Source organism: Rhodoferax sp. (assembly GCF_023701345.1).
Lineage (GTDB): Bacteria > Pseudomonadota > Gammaproteobacteria > Burkholderiales > Burkholderiaceae_C > Rhodoferax.
Genome location: NZ_JAMPXE010000075.1, coordinates 1 through 16,561 on the forward strand (window position 1 = coordinate 1; position 16,561 = coordinate 16,561).

At 61.0% G+C, this 16,561-nt stretch carries 21 protein-coding genes and 1 tRNA gene; 12 read left to right on the top strand and 10 right to left on the bottom strand.

Annotation, left to right across the window (positions count from 1 at the left end; translation table 11 throughout):
• Positions 1 to 245: 245 nt before the first annotated feature.
• The 6 genes from NDI87_RS11080 to nagZ all read left to right on the top strand — a co-directional run bounded on the left by NDI87_RS11080 (position 246) and on the right by nagZ (position 3,905).
• Positions 246 to 509 (top strand): BrnT family toxin, encoded by a 264-nt coding sequence (locus NDI87_RS11080; protein ID WP_296275270.1) that lies wholly within the window; start codon positions 246 to 248, stop codon positions 507 to 509.
• Positions 499 to 768: a CopG family transcriptional regulator gene (locus NDI87_RS11085; RefSeq protein WP_296275271.1), complete on the top strand. Its 270-nt coding sequence runs from the start codon at positions 499 to 501 to the stop codon at positions 766 to 768. Before NDI87_RS11080 ends, NDI87_RS11085 begins: the two co-directional genes overlap by 11 nt.
• Before the next feature lie 100 nt (positions 769 to 868).
• On the top strand, positions 869 to 1,618 hold the full coding sequence (recO, locus tag NDI87_RS11090) for a DNA repair protein RecO (RefSeq protein ID WP_296275272.1): 750 nt from the start codon (positions 869 to 871) through the stop codon (positions 1,616 to 1,618).
• Complete coding sequence (locus tag NDI87_RS11095) at positions 1,615 to 2,373, top strand: pyridoxine 5'-phosphate synthase (protein ID WP_296275273.1); 759 nt, start codon at positions 1,615 to 1,617, stop codon at positions 2,371 to 2,373. Before recO ends, NDI87_RS11095 begins: the two co-directional genes overlap by 4 nt.
• Positions 2,370 to 2,777, top strand: a complete 408-nt coding sequence (gene acpS / locus NDI87_RS11100; RefSeq protein WP_296275274.1) for a holo-ACP synthase — start codon at positions 2,370 to 2,372, stop codon at positions 2,775 to 2,777. Before NDI87_RS11095 ends, acpS begins: the two co-directional genes overlap by 4 nt.
• A 45-nt stretch (positions 2,778 to 2,822) precedes the next feature.
• The gene (gene nagZ / locus NDI87_RS11105) at positions 2,823 to 3,905 is read left to right on the top strand and encodes a beta-N-acetylhexosaminidase (RefSeq protein ID WP_296275275.1); all 1,083 of its coding nucleotides are present in this window, start codon (positions 2,823 to 2,825) and stop codon (positions 3,903 to 3,905) included.
• A gap of 4 nt (positions 3,906 to 3,909) precedes the next feature.
• On the opposite strand, the gene NDI87_RS11110 is transcribed toward nagZ, so the two are convergent.
• A complete protein-coding gene (locus tag NDI87_RS11110; protein ID WP_296275276.1) occupies positions 3,910 to 4,137 on the bottom strand; it encodes a hypothetical protein in 228 nt (75 codons plus the stop codon).
• Positions 4,138 to 4,266: 129 nt separating this feature from the next.
• On the opposite strand from NDI87_RS11110, the gene NDI87_RS11115 reads away from it, so the two are divergent.
• Both NDI87_RS11115 and NDI87_RS11120 read left to right on the top strand, forming a co-directional pair.
• A complete protein-coding gene (locus NDI87_RS11115) occupies positions 4,267 to 4,629 on the top strand; it encodes a translation initiation factor Sui1 (RefSeq protein WP_296275277.1) in 363 nt (120 codons plus the stop codon).
• A 1-nt stretch (position 4,630) separates the two neighbouring features.
• Entirely contained in the window at positions 4,631 to 4,879 is a 249-nt protein-coding gene (locus tag NDI87_RS11120; protein ID WP_296275278.1) for a DUF3820 family protein, read from the top strand.
• A gap of 11 nt (positions 4,880 to 4,890) precedes the next feature.
• On the opposite strand, the gene NDI87_RS11125 is transcribed toward NDI87_RS11120, so the two are convergent.
• The gene (locus NDI87_RS11125) at positions 4,891 to 5,433 is read right to left on the bottom strand and encodes a YgjP-like metallopeptidase domain-containing protein (RefSeq protein ID WP_296275279.1); all 543 of its coding nucleotides are present in this window, start codon (positions 5,431 to 5,433) and stop codon (positions 4,891 to 4,893) included.
• A gap of 88 nt (positions 5,434 to 5,521) precedes the next feature.
• On the opposite strand from NDI87_RS11125, the gene NDI87_RS11130 reads away from it, so the two are divergent.
• Genes NDI87_RS11130 through NDI87_RS11140 form a run of 3 tightly spaced genes read left to right on the top strand, consistent with a single transcriptional unit; the run spans position 5,522 to position 8,407 of the window.
• Positions 5,522 to 6,049 carry a TRAP transporter small permease gene (locus NDI87_RS11130; protein ID WP_296275280.1) on the top strand — a complete coding sequence of 176 codons (528 nt, stop codon included), beginning with the start codon at positions 5,522 to 5,524 and terminating at the stop codon, positions 6,047 to 6,049.
• Positions 6,046 to 7,344: a TRAP transporter large permease gene (locus NDI87_RS11135; RefSeq protein ID WP_296275281.1), complete on the top strand. Its 1,299-nt coding sequence runs from the start codon at positions 6,046 to 6,048 to the stop codon at positions 7,342 to 7,344. Before NDI87_RS11130 ends, NDI87_RS11135 begins: the two co-directional genes overlap by 4 nt.
• Positions 7,345 to 7,378: 34 nt before the next feature.
• Positions 7,379 to 8,407, top strand: coding sequence for a DctP family TRAP transporter solute-binding subunit (locus NDI87_RS11140; protein ID WP_296275282.1), 1,029 nt, complete (start codon positions 7,379 to 7,381; stop codon positions 8,405 to 8,407).
• Positions 8,408 to 8,473: 66 nt separating this feature from the next.
• On the opposite strand, the gene miaB is transcribed toward NDI87_RS11140, so the two are convergent.
• The 3 genes from miaB to NDI87_RS11155 all read right to left on the bottom strand — a co-directional run bounded on the left by miaB (position 8,474) and on the right by NDI87_RS11155 (position 11,641).
• Entirely contained in the window at positions 8,474 to 9,829 is a 1,356-nt protein-coding gene (gene miaB, locus NDI87_RS11145) for a tRNA (N6-isopentenyl adenosine(37)-C2)-methylthiotransferase MiaB (protein WP_296275283.1), read from the bottom strand.
• A gap of 96 nt (positions 9,830 to 9,925) precedes the next feature.
• Positions 9,926 to 10,351 carry a hypothetical protein gene (locus tag NDI87_RS11150; RefSeq protein ID WP_296275284.1) on the bottom strand — a complete coding sequence of 142 codons (426 nt, stop codon included), beginning with the start codon at positions 10,349 to 10,351 and terminating at the stop codon, positions 9,926 to 9,928.
• A gap of 36 nt (positions 10,352 to 10,387) precedes the next feature.
• Positions 10,388 to 11,641: a DEAD/DEAH box helicase gene (locus tag NDI87_RS11155; RefSeq protein WP_296275285.1), complete on the bottom strand. Its 1,254-nt coding sequence runs from the start codon at positions 11,639 to 11,641 to the stop codon at positions 10,388 to 10,390.
• A gap of 161 nt (positions 11,642 to 11,802) precedes the next feature.
• On the opposite strand from NDI87_RS11155, the gene NDI87_RS11160 reads away from it, so the two are divergent.
• Complete coding sequence (locus NDI87_RS11160; protein WP_296275286.1) at positions 11,803 to 12,120, top strand: DUF6172 family protein; 318 nt, start codon at positions 11,803 to 11,805, stop codon at positions 12,118 to 12,120.
• A 47-nt stretch (positions 12,121 to 12,167) separates the two neighbouring features.
• On the opposite strand, the gene NDI87_RS11165 is transcribed toward NDI87_RS11160, so the two are convergent.
• From NDI87_RS11165 to NDI87_RS11185, 5 genes are all read right to left on the bottom strand, one after another.
• Positions 12,168 to 12,244 (bottom strand) — tRNA-Met (locus NDI87_RS11165).
• A 52-nt stretch (positions 12,245 to 12,296) separates the two neighbouring features.
• Positions 12,297 to 13,076 carry an enoyl-CoA hydratase gene (locus NDI87_RS11170; RefSeq protein WP_296275287.1) on the bottom strand — a complete coding sequence of 260 codons (780 nt, stop codon included), beginning with the start codon at positions 13,074 to 13,076 and terminating at the stop codon, positions 12,297 to 12,299.
• Positions 13,077 to 13,107: 31 nt separating this feature from the next.
• Positions 13,108 to 14,907 carry a peptidase M61 gene (locus NDI87_RS11175; protein WP_296275288.1) on the bottom strand — a complete coding sequence of 600 codons (1,800 nt, stop codon included), beginning with the start codon at positions 14,905 to 14,907 and terminating at the stop codon, positions 13,108 to 13,110.
• Complete coding sequence (locus NDI87_RS11180; RefSeq protein WP_296275289.1) at positions 14,907 to 15,608, bottom strand: DsbC family protein; 702 nt, start codon at positions 15,606 to 15,608, stop codon at positions 14,907 to 14,909. The genes NDI87_RS11175 and NDI87_RS11180 overlap by 1 nt, the downstream gene beginning before the upstream one ends.
• A 66-nt stretch (positions 15,609 to 15,674) precedes the next feature.
• A partial coding sequence (locus NDI87_RS11185) for an FAD-dependent monooxygenase (protein WP_296275290.1) occupies positions 15,675 to 16,561 on the bottom strand: 887 nt, incomplete at its 5' end.

Here is a 16,561-nt window from a genome sequence, read left to right on the forward strand (position 1 = left end):
AACCTCGGCTCGCCGTTCAAGGTCTTGGTCAAAGGCTGGTTGATGAAATTATGTAGAGGTCAGATCAATGCATGGTATGGATTTGCCAATGACAGACAGCTCGCTGGAGACGGCAACTGCCCATAACTGTGAGCTGTGCATAAGGGTCTGAACCAGACCGCCCAAACTCCAATCCGGGACTCGTGGTTGAAAACTGGGCGCTTTCGTCGTAGCCCTTCCTTCACTACAGGTATAATTTTTATACCATGAATTCCTTCGAATTTGACGCTGCAAAAAGCGAATCCAATCGCATCAAGCATGGCATCGATTTTGCTGAGGCCCAGAGCCTCTGGAATGACCCGATGTTGCTTGAGATTCCGGCAAAAACCGAGGATGAACCGCGGTTTCTCGTGATCGGGCTGATTGACGGGAAGCATTGGTCGGCTGTCATTACTTATCGGGGCGCCAATATTCGATTGATATCCGTTCGTCGGGCACGCACAGAAGAGGTGGCACTGTATGAAAGCTAAAAAGTTCGAGCAACAGTTTGACGAGAATGTCGACCTGACCGCTTCTTTGGACTTGTCCAAAGCAAAGCGTGTGCTGCAGGCGCAGAAGCGCGTCAATGTTGATTTTCCAACCTGGATGATCGATTCTTTGGATAAAGAAGCCAGCAAAATAGGGGTCACAAGGCAGTCCGTGATCAAGATTTGGCTTGCCGAGCGCCTTGAAGCGACCGCTTCCAACTTGCCGTTACAACGGACTCGTGCCGGTACTGCGCAGCGCTGATCTTCACTTTGAATGACAGCCGGTTAAAGAACCGGCTGACCGCCATCAGTGGTGGATTCAATCGGACCTCCAAAAGCCCAATGATGATCAATTCCTATTAATGGCCACCAAGCGCATTTCTGACGAACCGGCCTTTGTGCTGCACCGCTACGACTGGAGCGAGACCAGCCTGATCCTGGAGGTGTTCACGCGCCACCACGGCCGTATGGCGCTGGTGGCCAAGGGCGTCAAGCGCCCAAGTTCCAGCTTTCGGCCGATTTTGTTGCCGCTGCAACCGTTGCACCTGGCGTTTGGCGGCGAGGCCGAAATCAAAACGCTGAAGGCCGCCGAATGGCAGGGCGGTCATGTCATGCCCACGGGTGACGCGCTGATGTCGGGCTACTACCTCAATGAGCTGCTTTTGCTGCTGCTGGCGCGCGAAGACCCGCATCCGGTGCTGTTTGATGTTTACGCCGGTGTGGTGCAGATCATTGCCAGCGAGCACGGCGAGGTGCTCGAAGCCGCCCTGCGCGCCTTCGAATTGCTGTTGCTGCGTGAAATCGGCCTGCTGCCCTTGCTCGATGCGCAGACCATGACGTTGCTGGCGCTGCACCCCGACGAACATTACAGCCTGGTGCCCGAAGGCGGCTTGCGCCAGGCCAACGACACGGACCGCAGCAGCCTGAGCGGTGCCCAGTGGACGGCGCTGCAACAAGTCCTGGGCGAGCGCGTGCCCCTGACCACCGTGTTGCGCGCCTGCGCCGACGTGGCCGGTGCGCTCAAGCCCCAATTGCGCACGCTGCTCAATTACCATTGCGGGGTGCCCAGTCTTCGCACCCGGCAAATGATGATCGATTTGCAAAGCTTATGAACACTACTTCTTTGTCCGTCAACCTCAACAAGGTGGCGCTGGTGCGCAACACCCGGCACCTGGGGATTCCGAGCGTCACGCGCGCGGCCACGCTGTGCCTGCAAGCCGGTGCCCACGGCATCACGGTGCACCCACGCCCGGATGAGCGCCACATACGCGCCAGTGACGTGCCCGAGCTGGCCAGCTTGCTCAAGGACTGGCCGGACCGTGAATACAACATCGAAGGCAATCCGTTGCACAACCTGATGGACGTGGTGGGTCAACTGGTCGCGCAGCAGCTGCCGGTGCACCAGGTCACGTTTGTGCCCGACGCGCAAGGCCAGTTCACCAGCGACCATGGCTGGACTTTGCCGGCCGATGCGCCGGTGCTGAAACCGCTGATTGACCAGGCCCATGCCTGGGGTTTGCGCGTGAGCCTGTTCATGGATGCCGACGCGTCCGCCATGGCGGCTGCCAAGGCGGTGGGCGCGGACCGGGTCGAGCTCTACACCGAACCCTATGCCGCAGCCTGGGGCACGCCCGATCAGGCGGCGCAACTGGCGCGCTTCGCCCAGGCCGCCCAAGCTGCGCTGGACGCGGGCCTGGAAGTGAACGCCGGCCATGACCTGAACCGTGACAACCTCACCGCCTTTCTTGCCCAGGTGCCGGGGGTGAGCGAGGTGTCCATTGGCCATGCGCTGATCGCCGATGCGCTGGAGCTGGGTTACAGCGCCACCGTCAAGGACTACCTGCGCTGCATTCGTGAAGCCGCATGATCTACGGCATTGGCACCGACATCTGCGACGTGCGTCGCATCCAGGCCAGCCTGGCACGCCACGGGGAACGCTTTGCGCAAAAAATTCTCAGTGAGGGTGAACTCGCCACCTGGCACGCGCGAAGCCAGCGCTGGCCCGAGCGCGGGGTGCGTTACCTGGCCACCCGTTTCAGTGCCAAGGAGGCCTTCAGCAAAGCCATTGGTCTGGGCATGCGCATGCCCATGACCTGGCGCCTCTGTGAAGTGGGCAAGCTGCCCAGCGGCCAGCCGCATATCGTGCTGCACGGCGAACTCAAAACCTGGTTTGAGGCCAAAGGCTTGAGCGCCCACATCAGCGTGACCGACGAGACCGACTACGCAGCGAGCTTTTGCGTGGTTGAAATCACTGGCAAAAATGGTCTTTAATCTCTATACATTCCGCCCCTGACGCAATTTACCCGGGAATACATCATGAACCTGCACGCCCCCCTGATCATCGACATCGCCGGTTTGACCCTGAGCAAACAAGACAAGCGGCGCCTGAAACACCCGCTGGTCGGCGGCATGATCCTGTTTGCCCGCAACTGGCAAAGCCGTGACCAGCTCACGGCCCTGTGCCACAGCATCAAGAAGGTGCGCAAGGATTTGCTGATTTGTGTTGACCACGAAGGCGGTCGCGTGCAGCGCTTCAAGACCGACGGCTTTACCCATTTGTCGCCCATGCGCGCCCTGGGCGAGCTCTGGCTGCAAGACGGCAAGGCGGGCGAGGGCAGCGGTGCCCTGCGTGCCACCCGGGCCGCCGCCGCCTGCGGCTATGTGCTGGGCGCCGAGTTGCGCGCTTGCGGCGTCGACCTGAGTTTTACTCCGGTGCTGGATCTTGATTTTGGCGAGAGCAGCGTGATTGGCGACCGGGCTTTTTCCCGTGACCCGCGCGTGGTGAGCCTGCTGGCCAAGAGCCTGATGCACGGCCTGTTGCAAAGCGGCATGGCCAACTGCGGCAAACATTTTCCGGGCCATGGCAATGTTGCGGCCGATTCGCACACCGACATTCCGGTCGACAAGCGCAGTCTGAAAGCCATCCTGGCCGACGATGCCCGGCCTTATGACTGGCTCGGCACGGCGCTCACCAGCGTCATGCCGGCGCATGTGATCTACCCCAAGGTCGACGCCAGGCCGGCAGGTTTTTCGGGCAAATGGCTGGGCGACATCCTGCGCGGCCAGCTCGGCTTTACCGGCGCGGTGTTCAGCGACGACCTGTCCATGGCCGGTGCCCGCGTCCTTGACGGCCAGCCGGTCAGCCCGACCCAGGCGGCGCTGGCGGCCCTGAATGCGGGTTGCGATATGGTGCTGTTGTGCAACCAGTCACTGGGCGAGGGCGCCGAATTGGACGCCCTGATCAACGGCCTGACCGAAGCACAACTCAAGGGCTTGTGGCAGCCGAGTGACGCCAGCGAAGAGCGCCGTCTGGCCCTGTTGCCCACCAGCCGCGCCACGCCCTGGGACGATTTGATGGTGCAGCCCGCCTACATGCGGGCGCTCGACCTGTTGCCTTAGGGTATCAGGGCGAGCGGTGCAGCCGGGGCGCCGACAACTCGGCGATCATGTCATTGGTGGCCGCGTCCACATTGGGCTGGGATTTGAGCAGATTGGCCGCGCTCAGCAGCTTGCGCAGGTCCTGCAGGTCTTTCACGGTGGGCGCCACCTTGATCTGCGCAATGGCGGCCGCGCTGTTGCCGCCCTTGATCAAGGCGACTATTTTGGGTGCCCAAACGCTGGGACGTGACATGTGCGATTTCCTTTGAATGCTGTGGGAGGCTATTTTGGCTGATCCGGCGGCGTTGTGCGGGACAATGCCAGTTTAAAAGCTTGCGGGTCAGACCACTCGCGAAGCGACGTGCTCTGACCCCAACTAATTATGAAAAACAAACTCCTCAGCAGCGGCCTGGTGTACAGCACCGACAGCGGTCGCATGTGTCCCGCGTGCCGCCAGCCGCTGGCGCAGTGCAGTTGCCGATCGGCCACTGCGCGCCCGGCGGGCGACGGCATCGTGCGGGTGTCGCGCCAGACCAAGGGGCGCGCCGGCAAGGGCGTGACGTTGGTGAAAGGCCTGGATCTGGATGAAGCGGCACTGATCGCCCTGGGCAAGCAGCTCAAAACCGCCTGCGGCTCGGGCGGGACGGTGAAAGAGGGCGTGATCGAGGTGCAAGGTGACCATGTCGAGCGCGTCATGGAGTTGCTCAAGGCCCAGGGCCACAGCGTCAAACGCGCGGGGGGCTGAGATGAACCCCGAAGACCTGCTGTTGCTGGTGACACGCACCATGCCCTTTGGCAAGTACAAGGGCCGCCTGATCGCCGATTTGCCGGGCGACTACCTGCGCTGGTTTGTGCGTGAGGGCGTGCCCAAGGGTGAGATTGGCCGCCTGCTCGCGCTGATGCATGAGATCGATCACAACGGGCTGTCTGACTTGCTCAAGCCGCTGCGCTCTGATCAGTTGGGGTCAGAGCACATCGCTACGCGAATGGTCTGACCCGCAAGGCCTCACGATGCTTCCCACAGCCGCGCGCCTGCGGTTTCCAGGTGCGTCAGATACACCCGCACCTCGAATTCAAGTTGGTGGTAGCCGGGCTCCATGTAGTTGCAGAGCTGGTAAAAGGCCTTGTCGTGGGCTTTTTCCTTCAGGTGCGCCAACTCGTGCACGGTGATCATTTTCAGGAACTCATCGGGAACGCTTTTGAACAGCGAGGCGATGCGGATTTCGCGCTTGGCCTTGAGCTTGTTACCCTGCACGCGTGACACGCTGGTGTGCGTGCCCAGGGCATTTTTGACCACATGCAACTTGCTGTCAAAAAGCACCTTGTTGACCGGATCTGCGCCGCGCAGGTAGTCTTGTTTTAGAGCTTGCACGTACTCAAACAAGGCCTTGTCGGTGCGCACCGTGTGCGCCTGCGGGTATTTTTGCAGCAGCCAGTCGGCCACCTTGTCCTGCTGCAGCATCTGCGCCACCTGCGCCAGCGTTGCCGTCGGGTAGCCCTGCAGGTATTTCAGCGCAACAACAGGTGAGGAGATGAGTGAAGGATTCATGTTTTGGCGTGGTGGCTGACCGGGTTGGCGCGCCTTTTACAATGCGCAGTCTTCATCTTAGTGGTTGCGTCGTCCATTTTCTTCTTTCATGCATCTACCTCACGAACCTACCCATTTGCCCATCGACGTGCCTGACCCTGCTGCGCAGGATGAAGTGACCGTGGTGCCTCTCAAGATTGAGGACTGGCTTACCGTGATCGTGATGGGTTTGCTGGCGCTCATTACCTTTGCCAACGTGTTGGTGCGTTACTTCACAAACCAGTCTTTCGCCTGGACCGAAGAGTTTTCCGTTTTCCTGATGATCGTGCTGGCGCTGGTGGCGGGTTCGGCCTCGGTGGCGCGTAACCGCCAGATCCGTATCGAGTTTTTTGCCGACAGCGGCTCACCCGCACGTCAGCGGCGGCTGGCGCGTTTTGGCGCCCTGATGGTGGCCCTGTTGTTCGCCATGCTTGCCGCCTTGAGCACGCGCATGGTCTATGACGATTTTCAATACGGTGAAACCTCGCCCGGCATTGGTATCCCGCAGTGGTGGTACAGCATGTGGTTGCCCATTCTTGCCACTGCCATTGCCTTGCGGGCGCTGGGCCTGTTCATCCGGCGGGGGCGTCGCGCATGATTGTCACGATGCTGTTTGTGGTGTTTCTTGTCATGATGCTGGTCGGTGTGCCGATCGGCGCGGCCTTGGGGCTGGCCGGTGCGGCCGCCATTGGGCTGGCCAATGCCGAGTCGCAGTGGTTTGGTCTGTTGGCTGTGCCTCAGAATTTTTATGCCGGTCTGGGCAAGTACCCGCTGTTGGCGATTCCGATGTTTGTGCTGGTGGGCTCCATCTTTGACCGTTCCGGTGTGGCGCTGCGACTGGTGAATTTTGCCATTGCCATTGTCGGGCGCGGCCCCGGCATGTTGCCCGTGGTGGTGGTTGCCGTGGCCATGCTGATGGGCGGCATCTCGGGCTCGGGGCCGGCCACGGCCGCCGCTGTGGGTGGCGTGATGATCGCCGCCATGACCCGCTCGGGCTACCCGCCGGCGTTTTCAGCCAGCGTGGTGGGCGCTGCAGCGTCGATTGATATCCTGATTCCGCCCTCGATTGCCTTCATTGTGTATTCGGTGTTGGTGCCGGGGGTGTCTGTGCCGGCCATTTTTGCCGCGGGCATGTTGCCCGGCTTGATGGTGGGACTGGCCCTGATGGTGCCGGCGGTCTGGCTGTCGCGCAAACACCATTTTGGCCAGCAAGAGGCACTGCTGCCCAAGCCGCCGTTTTGGGCCAGCCTGCGCGAAGCCTCCTGGGGTCTGGCCGCGCCGGTGCTGATTCTGGGCGGTATGCGGGCCGGCTGGTTCACGCCCACCGAGGCGGCTGTGGTGGCGGTGTTTTACGGCCTGTTTGTCGGCATGGTGATCTATCGCAGCATCCGGGTGCGCGACCTGTTTCATATCCTGCGGGAATCGGGCGAGTTGTCGGCCATCATCTTGCTGGTGGTGGCGCTGGCGGGCATTTTTGCCTATTCGCTGTCGACCCTGGGCATTGTTGACCCGGTGACGCAGGCCATCGTCAATTCGGGCCTGGGGGAGTACGGGGTGCTGGCGCTGTTGATCCTGCTGCTGGCGGTGGTGGGTATGTTTCTGGACGGAATTTCGATCTTTCTGATTTTTGTGCCGCTGTTGCTGCCCATCGTCAACTTTTACCATTGGGATCCGGTCTGGTTTGGCGTGCTGCTGACCCTGATGGTGGCGCTGGGTCAGTTCACGCCACCGATTGCGGTGAACCTGATGGTGACTTGCCGCATTGCCGGTGTGCGCATGGAAGAAACCGTGCGCTGGGTGAGCTGGTTGCTGGCAGCGCTGTTTGGCGTTTTGCTGCTGGTTATCATTTTCCCGTCCATTGCGCTGTGGCTGCCCACGCGTTTGGGCTATTGATTTTCAAAGACTTTTAACCAAGGAGACTGTTGTCATGAAAGTTCGCTCGTTACTCAAGTTCGCGTTGGCCGCGACCGCATTGAGCTTTGCCACGGTGGGCTCTGCCCAAAGCTATAAGTCAGAGTACCGCATGTCGCTGGTGCTGGGCACCGCCTTTCCTTGGGGCAAGGGTGGTCAGATCTGGGCGGATATGGTGAAAGAGCGTACGCAAGGCCGCATCAACATCAAGCTTTACCCCGGCGTGTCGCTGATCCAGGGCGACCAGACCCGCGAATTTTCCGCGCTGCGCCAGGGTGTGATCGACATGGCGGTGGGCTCGACCATCAATTGGTCACCGCAAGTCAAGCAGCTCAACCTGTTCTCCATGCCTTTCCTGATGCCGGACTACGCAGCAATTGACGCGCTGACCCAAGGGCCGGTGGGCAAACAAATTTTTGCCACCCTGGACAAATCTGGCGTGGTACCACTGGCCTGGGGTGAGAACGGCTACCGCGAACTCTCCAACTCCAAGCGCGCAGTGCGCACTCCGGCTGATCTCAAGGGCATGAAAATCCGTGTGGTCGGCTCACCGCTGTTTCTCGACACCTTCACCGCCCTGGGTGCCAACCCGACGCAAATGTCCTGGGCTGACGCGCAGCCCGCATTTGCCAGCGGCGCCGTTGACGGCCAGGAAAATCCGCTGTCAATCTTCACCGCTGCCAAGCTGCACAACGTCAGCCAGAAGCATGTGACGATGTGGGGCTATGTGGCGGACCCACTGATTTTTGTTGTCAACAAGGACATCTGGGCTTCCTGGACGCCGGCTGACCAGGCCATTGTGCGTCAGGCCGCCATTGAGGCGGGCAAGGAAGAAACGGTCATTGCACGCAAAGGGCTGGTTGAGGCTGGCCAGCCGCTGCTGAAAGAAATTTCTGCCCTGGGTGTCACCATCACCCAGTTGACGCCCGCTGAACGGGATGCCTTTGTCAAGGCGACCCGGCCGGTTTATGACAAGTGGAAAAACACCGTGGGCGCAGATCTGGTGAAGAGCGCAGAAGCTTCCATTGCGGCACGCAAGAAATAATTCAACGCTTTCTTGATACGCTGGCCTCCCTGTTCGGGGGGCCTTTTTTTAGGCAACCGAGCCGCTTCAGGCCAGCTCTTGGGTCAGCACCTCGCCGCGCAGTGTGAAAGTGCGGGTGTCGGTGATGGTCACATCCACCATCTGCCCCACCAGGCGCGGCTGGCCGACAAAATTCACCACCCGGTTGCACTCGGTGCGGCCCATCAGCTCGGTGGCGTCGCGCTTGGAGGCGCCCTCCACCAGGATGCGCTGCACGGTGCCCATGCGGCTTTCGCTGATGCGCTTGATGCTGTCGTTGATCACGCCTTGCAGGTGCTGCAGGCGGCGCAGCTTGACCTCGTGCGGCGTGTCGTCGGTCAAATTGGCCGCTGGCGTGCCGGGGCGCGGGCTGAAAATGAAGCTGAAACTGTTGTCAAAGCCGACGTCGTCGATGAGCTTCATCATCTTGCCAAAGTCGTCTTCGGTCTCACCTGGAAAACCCACAATGAAGTCGCTGCTCAGCGCCATGTCGGGACGGATGGCGCGCAGCTTGCGCACCGTGCTTTTGTATTCCATGGCCGTGTAGCCGCGTTTCATGGCCATCAAAATGCGGTCACTGCCGTGCTGCACCGGCAGGTGCAGGTGGCTGACCAGTTTGGGCAGCTTGTCGTAGGCGGCAATCAGCGCCGGCGTGAACTCGTTGGGGTGGCTCGTCACGTAACGGATGCGTTCGATGCCGGGAATGTCCGACACGTATTCGAGCAGGGTGGCGAAGTCGGCCATTTCGCCGGTGTCGCCCGCAACGCCCGGGTTGCTGATCATCTTTGCGCGCCAGGCGTTGACGTTTTGCCCCAGCAAGGTGATTTCTTTCACGCCCTGGTCGGCCAGGCCCGCCACTTCCACCAGCACATCTTCGAACGGACGGCTCACTTCTTCGCCGCGGGTGTAGGGCACCACGCAGTAGCTGCAGTATTTGGAGCAGCCTTCCATGATGCTCACAAAGGCACTGGCGCCTTCCACGCGGGCGGCGGGCATGTGGTCGAACTTCTCGATCTCGGGAAAGCTGATGTCCACCTGCGAGCGGTTCAGGCGGGCCCGTTCGTCGAGCATTTGCGGCAGCCGGTGCAGGGTTTGCGGGCCAAAAACCACGTCCACATAAGGCGCGCGGGCAATGATGGCTTCGCCCTCCTGGCTCGCCACGCAGCCGCCGACGCCGATCAGGGCGCCCCGTTTCTTCAGGTGCTTGACGCGCCCCAGGTCCGAGAACACCTTTTCCTGCGCCTTTTCACGCACCGAACAGGTGTTGAACAGGATCAGGTCGGCTTCTTCCACGTTGTCGGTCAGCTCGTAACCCTGGGCGGCACCGAGCACGTCGCTCATCTTGTCCGAGTCGTACTCGTTCATCTGGCAGCCGTAGGTTTTGATGAAGACTTTTTTGCTCATGGTGAATCTCGATGAATTGAATTTGGTGGGACAACTGCGCCGCAAGACTTGCTGTAGCTGCAGTGACTGTTCCAGTCCTCCCGGCGTGAAGCCGATCTAGCATTGTTGAAAGCCGGGCAACTGGTTGAACGGTGTCTTGCCGTCGTCGGTCTTGGGTTTGTCGGCATCCGAGCCGAAGACAAAGTTGGTCAATATTTCCATTCCGGCGCGTTTTTGCTGCGCTTCAGCCGGACTCAGCAGCCACACTTCATGGACCTGGCCCTGCGGGTCGCGCAGGTAATTGACCAACAGCGCTTGGACAACCAGGCTGCCCGACAACACGATTATGTTGTTGGGGTTCTTGATGCGGGCACCGGGTGACAGCCGCTCGGGCTGGCCGTTGATCAGGATGTTGGCCGCCGCCGGGAATTGCCGCAACAGGCCTTGCGCCGCAAGGGGTTCGGGAGCCAGCGTGACCAAGGTCAGCAGCAGGGTCATCAGACCCAAGGAAAAGCCCTGGAGGGCAGGGGGGCAGCGGTTCATGGTGTAAATCCAGAGGCTGTGAAAGAAGGCGCGATTTTAAAGCACAGGTGGTTTGCCTGCCGCTGCCAGCGCACGCAGCTTGTCTTTTTTGCTCGGGCGCAGGCCCTTGATGCCGCCGTTGCCGGCTGCGTCCGGGTGGCTTGATGCCGGCGGGGTGGTCTCAAGCGCTTCAAAGCCGGGAATGCTTTCCAGCGCCAGGTCGAGGCCCTGGCGTTTGGCAATCAGCCGCCAGTGCGCCAGCGTGGCCGCGCTGACAAAACTCACGGCCAGGCCCGGTTCGCCCGCGCGGCCGGTGCGGCCCACGCGATGGGTGTAGTCGTTGGCCGAGCGCGGCAAGTCAAAGTTCACCACCACCGGCAGGCCCGCAATGTCCAGCCCGCGCGCCGCCACATCGGTGGCCACCACCACGCCGAGGCGCTCGGCCTTGAAGTCGGTCAGCACCTGGGTGCGTTTGCCCTGGCTCAGCTCGCCGTGAAAGGGCTCAGCCGTCAAACCCGCCTTGCGCAGCTTGTCAGCCACAATTTCGGCGGCAAATTTGGTGGCCACAAAGACCAGCACCCGTGACCAGGCGTTCTGCTGGATCAGGTGGCGCAGCAATTGGGTGCGTTTGGGCGTGTCCACCGCGATGGCGCGCTGCACGATCTCAAGGGGCGGCGCGGCGTCGGGGCGCACATCGACGCGCACCGGCTCACGCAGCAGGGTGTTGGCCAGCGTCTGCACCGCCGGTGCGAAAGTGGCCGAGAAAAACAGGCTTTGGCGCTTGGCGGGCAGCAGCGCCAGCAACTGATTGAGTTCTTCGGCAAAACCCAGGTCGAGCAGTCGGTCGGCCTCGTCGAGCACCAGCAAATTCACCCCGGAGAGCTTGACGGCGTTGTGCGCCACCAGGTCCAGCAGCCGCCCCGGTGTCGCCACCAGCACCTCGGTACCACCGCGCAAGCCCATCATTTGCGGATTGATCGAGACACCGCCAAACACCACGCTGATTCTGGGCTGCTGCGGCAAGTGCTGCGCCAGCGCACGCAGGGTGTCGCCCACTTGTGTCGCAAGTTCCCGCGTCGGCACCAGCACCAGCGCCTGGGCCTGCCTGCCCGGTGTGCCTGACAAGCTTTGCAGCAGGGGCAGCGCAAAGGCCAGCGTTTTGCCCGAGCCGGTGTGCGCGCAGCCCAGCACGTCGCGGCCCTGCAGTGCCGGCCCCATGGCGCCCAACTGGATGGGCGTGGGCGCGTCGAAGCCCAGGTTGTGAATGGCTGCAAGAAGCGGGCTGGACAAGCCAAGTGTTGAAAAGGACATAAAGGTGGTGTGGGGGGCGGTAAAAGGAGGCATTTATTGGGGCAGTTTACGAGTTTCGCATCAGGAGGCGCTGGCGGTCGACAGTGGCGGGGCTGGACGCATAATCACCCCCACTCAAGGCCGCCAGTAGCAGGCAGCCAACAACAGATTCAAAGGACAGCATGAAAAAAACATTCCAACTCAATATCGAAGGCAAAAACCGCGACCGCGTGCTGGAGGCCACCAAGCATGAAATTCGCCAATACATCAAGCGCGAGCGCCGCAAAACCCTGCCCGAAGGCGTCGACTTCTGGGACTTTGACTGCCAGTTTGGCACCCGCCCGGACAACGCGCAGGGGGTGCACTTTGCCACCCTGACCGCCCTGATCGATGCCGTGGCCAAAGAGGGCGGCGATGCGTTTTACCTGGAGCTGCTGGCCAAACCGGGACACCGCACCGCCCGCACCGGCGCCGAGCCAACGGACGACGAACTGCTGTAAATGAAAAACCCGCAAAGGCTGTTGGCCGATGCGGGTTTCAGGTGACTTGGTGGTGATAGGTGGATTTGAACCACCGACATCAGCATTATGAATGCTGCGCTCTAACCAACTGAGCTATATCACCAACAGGGCGAAATTATAGCGGTTTGTGAGCCGCTTTTTGGCGGCACAGTGCTTCATTGGTGCGTAAAAACGGCCTTGCGTTTGTTGACAAACGCGTCCATGCCTTCTTTTTGGTCGGATGTGGCGAACAAGGCATGAAACAGGCGGCGCTCAAACATGATGCCGTCATTCAGCGTGCTTTCAAAGGCGCGGTTGACCGACTCCTTGGCGGCCATGACCGCCACTTGCGAGAACTCGCTGATCATGAGCGCGGCGCCCAGCGTTTCTTCCATCAGTTTGTCGAGCGGTACCACGCGGCTCACCAGCCCGGCGCGTTCGGCTTCAACGGCATCCATCATGCGCCCGGTCAGCGCCAGGTCCATGGCCTTGGCCTTGCCCACCGCACGCGGCAGGCGCTGCGTGCCACCGGCGCCGGGAATGATGCCAAGCTTGATCTCGGGCTGGCCAAAGCGGGCGTTGTCGGCGGCAATGATGAAGTCGCACATCATGGCCAGTTCGCAGCCGCCACCCAGCGCAAAACCGCTCACCGCCGCGATGACGGGTTTGCGCACGGCGCGAATTTTTTCCCAGTTGCGGGTGATGAAGTCTTGTTTGTAGACATCGGCAAAGCTGTAGGTGGCCATGGCGCCAATGTCGGCGCCGGCGGCAAAGGCTTTTTCGCTGCCGGTGATGATCATGCAGTGGATGGCCGTGTCAGCATCGAAGGCCTGCAAGGCGGTACCGAGCTCGGTCATGAGCTGGTCGTTGAGGGCGTTGAGCTGCTTGGGACGGTTCAGCGTGATGATGCCCACTTTGTCGGCTTCGGTGCGGACGGTGATCAGTTCGTAACTCATTGGGTCTCCTGCAAGGTAAAAAAATAAGGGATCAGGCGGGGCTTTTGCCATCGAGCCAGGTGTCGACCTGTTTCGGGTCAATCACACCAAGTTTGACACTGCGCACCGTGTCAGGCAAGTTCAATGACAGCGTCAGCAGGCGCTGGTCGCGGGCAATCAGCGCCCGGCAGTTCGTGTCGCTGCCGAGGTAAGTGGACAACTCGTCGAGCTTGTTCAGGCGCCAGCGCTGGGTGGTTTTGCCTTCACCGGTTGCCACACCGAGCCATTCGTCGCCCGCGGCAAAACCAGCCAGTTCGGCTGCGCCACCGCGCAGCACGCTCTTGACGCGGATGCCTTGTTGCTCATTGACCTTCATGCCCAATTGATCCAGGCGTGAGGCGCGCTCTTCGTCATAACGGACGCCGTGCTGCTTGAGCAATTTTTTAAGGGGCAGGTCGGCCGTGCCGTGCACCCACTGCTGCAATTGAGCCGCACAGGATTGGCCCGACAGCTCTGCCAGCACCGCCAGCAGGTCGTCTTGCGTCATGGGGCCGCCCTGGCAGCGCTGCCATAGCGCTTGCATCACCGCATCCAGGCTGGTTTTGCCACCGTGGCGCAAGCTCAGGTCCAGGCACAGCGCCACCAGCGCGCCCTTGGTGTAGTAACTCACCGTGGCATTGGCCGTGTTTTCATCCTGCCGGTAGTACTTGACCCAGGCATCAAAGCTGGCTTGGGCCACGCTTTGCACCTGGCGGCCCGGTGTTTGCAGCACCTGGTTGATGGTTTTGGCCAGTATCTTGAGGTAATGTGCGGTGTCAATCCGCTTGGCACGGCGCAGCAGCAGGTCATCAAAGTAGCTGGTGAAACCTTCAAAAAACCACAGCAGTTCGGTGTAATTCTCCTGTGCGTAATCGTAGCGGGCAAATTCTGCCGGGCGCAGCCGTTTGACGTTCCAGGTGTGAAAGTACTCGTGGCTGATCAAGCCGAGCAGGGTGGTGTAGCCATCGGATGGCGCGCCCGTGTTGACTTGTCCCAGGCGCGGCAAATCGGCGCGTTTGCAGATCAGCGCCGTGCCATGGCGATGCTCCAGTCCGCCGTAACCATCGTGCACCGCGTTGAGCATGAACAGGTAGTGCCGCTGCGGCGCCTGTTGCGGCTGGTCGCCATGCCAAAAGCTGATTTCAGCCTCGCAGATGGCCTGGGTGTCGGCCAGCAGGCGGGCACCGTCAAAACTGGCTGGCGCACCTGAGACGATGAAGCGGTGCGGGATGCCGGCGGCGACAAACTCGCCACGCCAAAAAGGGCCGAGCTCGACCGGGCTGTCCACCAGTTCGTCGTAATTGGCGGCCAGATAATCGCCAAAACCGCGTTTTGAGATGCGTTGTGCGCTCAAAGCTGTGGCGGCTTGCCAGTCCTTGGGCAGATCATCGTCGGCCAGCGTCAACTGGTGCGGCGTGTCTTCCTGGCCGTGCACGCGCAGGCACAGGCTGGTGCCGTTGAAAAAACCGCGCTGGCTGTCGAGCCAGGCGGTGCGAACTGAACTGTCGAAGGCATAGACCTGATAGCTGAGCACCAACGCCTTGCCCGCCCTGGCGTGGACCTGCCAGCTGCATTTGTCCAGCTGGGTGATGGCTACCGGCTTGGCGCCCTGGCGCGCTTGCAGGTCTTGCAGATGGTTGGCGAATTCGCGCACCAGGTAACTGCCCGGAATCCATACCGGCAAACTCACGACCTGATCAAGCGCTGGTTGGGCAACGGTGAGCGTGACCTCGAACAGATGCGCATGCAGGTCCAGCACGCGCACCACGTAGCCCAGTTGGGCCGCGGTCTTGGTTGCCGTCAGCGAGCGCATCAGTTCAGGCGTTTTTCAACCTGATCGGCACCGATGGCGCCCGGCACGCGGCTGCCGTCGGCAAATACCAGCGTCGGCGTGCCGGTGATCCTGAACTTGCGGCCCAGTTCCACATTGCGGGCAACGGCTGCGCTGTCGCAGCTGGCCGCTGCGGGCGTGACATCACGCACCATCCAGTCTTGCCAGGCCTTGGCCTTGTCTTTGGCGCACCAGATGTTTCTGGACTTTTCACCAGAATCAGGGCCCAGGATCGGGTAGAGAAACAGGTAAACCGTGACGTTGTTGATCTTCTGCAGGTCTTTCTCGAAGCGCTTGCAGTAGCCGCAGTTGGGGTCTTCGAAGACCGCCAGTTTGCGGCTGCCGTTACCGCGCACGATGGTGAAGGCATCCTTGAACGGCAGGGCGTCAAACGCGATCGCCGAGAGTTTTTCGATGCGTTCCTCGGTCAGGTTGCGCTTTTGCCGGGTGTCAATCAGATTGCCTTGCACCAGGTAGTTGGCTTCGGCATCGGTGTAGTAAATCTCGCTGCCGTTGACACGTATCTCGTACAGCCCGGCAATCTGGGATTTGCTGACCTCGTCAATTTGCTTCAGTTGCGGAATGCGTTCGCCCAGGTTTTTGCGAATGGTGGCTTCTTGCGACCAGGCCGTGCTGGCCATCAGCAAGGCGCAAGCCATCAGAGGGAGGAGGAATCGTTTCATGTGTGTCCTGTGATGTAGGTAGCTTGATCAGACCAGCTTGCGTGCAATAAGTTCTTGGTCATGCGTTCAGATGCCCATCGCCCGGCGTGCCGCCCAGTGTTTGGAGAAGCCCACATGCTCAAAGCCCGACATGCCCCAATTGCGCAGCTTTTGCCAGCCATTGCCGGGTTTGTCAAACAACTGTTGCAAGGCGGTCATGGCGGCGTCGGTGGCGGTGACTTCGGTTTTGCGGGCGCGCTCGTACTGGCGCAGCAACCTGGCATCGTTCACCGGGCGCCAGTAGGCACGGTTGTGCAAGATCTGGGTGAGCTCGGCCACGTCCCCCAGCCCCAGGTTCAGACCCTGGCCCGCCAGTGGATGCACGGTGTGCGCCGCATCTCCCGCCAGCGCCCAGGATTGACCATCGGTGACGCCGATCCAGCGGCTGGCCTGCGCCGACTGCAGCGGCCAGGCCTTGCGCGGACTGGCCAGCGTGAGCTTGCCCAAAACGCCCTCGCTCATGTGCTCAACCTGCCCGCAAAAGGCGTCCTCGCTGTCGTCGAGCCGCTCCAGCGTGCGCCCGTCGCGCACCGACCAGACCATGGCCACGGTGTTGCCATGGGTGCCGTGAAGCGGCAAAAAAGCCAGAATCTCACCCCGGCTGAACCATTGGCGCGCCACCTGCCCATGCGGTTTTTCGCAGGTGAGCCGTGCTGCAATGGCGTGTTGCGGGTAAGGTGTGGCGACAAATTCGACGCCAAACTCTTCCCGCGTGCGGCTGGCTTTGCCTTCGCACACCACGGTCAGTGTGGCCGGACGGGGGGTGTCAAGCAGTTCGATATGCGGTTGAAAACGCACTGCGTCGCGCAACTGGGCTTCCAGCGTGGGCACATCCACAATCCAGGTCAGCGCGGGCACCACCAATTCGGTGGCTGAAAAATTGACCAAACCACCGTCATCGCCCTTGACCTGCA

Bases quoted from the DNA above. Each gene is read 5' to 3' on its own strand.
- NDI87_RS11080 (WP_296275270.1), top strand. From the start codon at position 246: ATGAATTCCTTCGAATTTGACGCTGCAAAAAGCGAATCCAATCGCATC.
- NDI87_RS11085 (WP_296275271.1), top strand. From the start codon at position 499: ATGAAAGCTAAAAAGTTCGAGCAACAGTTTGACGAGAATGTCGACCTG.
- recO (WP_296275272.1), top strand. From the start codon at position 869: ATGGCCACCAAGCGCATTTCTGACGAACCGGCCTTTGTGCTGCACCGC.
- NDI87_RS11095 (WP_296275273.1), top strand. From the start codon at position 1,615: ATGAACACTACTTCTTTGTCCGTCAACCTCAACAAGGTGGCGCTGGTG.
- acpS (WP_296275274.1), top strand. From the start codon at position 2,370: ATGATCTACGGCATTGGCACCGACATCTGCGACGTGCGTCGCATCCAG.
- nagZ (WP_296275275.1), top strand. From the start codon at position 2,823: ATGAACCTGCACGCCCCCCTGATCATCGACATCGCCGGTTTGACCCTG.
- NDI87_RS11110 (WP_296275276.1), bottom strand. From the start codon at position 4,137: ATGTCACGTCCCAGCGTTTGGGCACCCAAAATAGTCGCCTTGATCAAG.
- NDI87_RS11115 (WP_296275277.1), top strand. From the start codon at position 4,267: ATGAAAAACAAACTCCTCAGCAGCGGCCTGGTGTACAGCACCGACAGC.
- NDI87_RS11120 (WP_296275278.1), top strand. From the start codon at position 4,631: ATGAACCCCGAAGACCTGCTGTTGCTGGTGACACGCACCATGCCCTTT.
- NDI87_RS11125 (WP_296275279.1), bottom strand. From the start codon at position 5,433: ATGAATCCTTCACTCATCTCCTCACCTGTTGTTGCGCTGAAATACCTG.
- NDI87_RS11130 (WP_296275280.1), top strand. From the start codon at position 5,522: ATGCATCTACCTCACGAACCTACCCATTTGCCCATCGACGTGCCTGAC.
- NDI87_RS11135 (WP_296275281.1), top strand. From the start codon at position 6,046: ATGATTGTCACGATGCTGTTTGTGGTGTTTCTTGTCATGATGCTGGTC.
- NDI87_RS11140 (WP_296275282.1), top strand. From the start codon at position 7,379: ATGAAAGTTCGCTCGTTACTCAAGTTCGCGTTGGCCGCGACCGCATTG.
- miaB (WP_296275283.1), bottom strand. From the start codon at position 9,829: ATGAGCAAAAAAGTCTTCATCAAAACCTACGGCTGCCAGATGAACGAG.
- NDI87_RS11150 (WP_296275284.1), bottom strand. From the start codon at position 10,351: ATGAACCGCTGCCCCCCTGCCCTCCAGGGCTTTTCCTTGGGTCTGATG.
- NDI87_RS11155 (WP_296275285.1), bottom strand. From the start codon at position 11,641: ATGTCCTTTTCAACACTTGGCTTGTCCAGCCCGCTTCTTGCAGCCATT.
- NDI87_RS11160 (WP_296275286.1), top strand. From the start codon at position 11,803: ATGAAAAAAACATTCCAACTCAATATCGAAGGCAAAAACCGCGACCGC.
- NDI87_RS11170 (WP_296275287.1), bottom strand. From the start codon at position 13,076: ATGAGTTACGAACTGATCACCGTCCGCACCGAAGCCGACAAAGTGGGC.
- NDI87_RS11175 (WP_296275288.1), bottom strand. From the start codon at position 14,907: ATGCGCTCGCTGACGGCAACCAAGACCGCGGCCCAACTGGGCTACGTG.
- NDI87_RS11180 (WP_296275289.1), bottom strand. From the start codon at position 15,608: ATGAAACGATTCCTCCTCCCTCTGATGGCTTGCGCCTTGCTGATGGCC.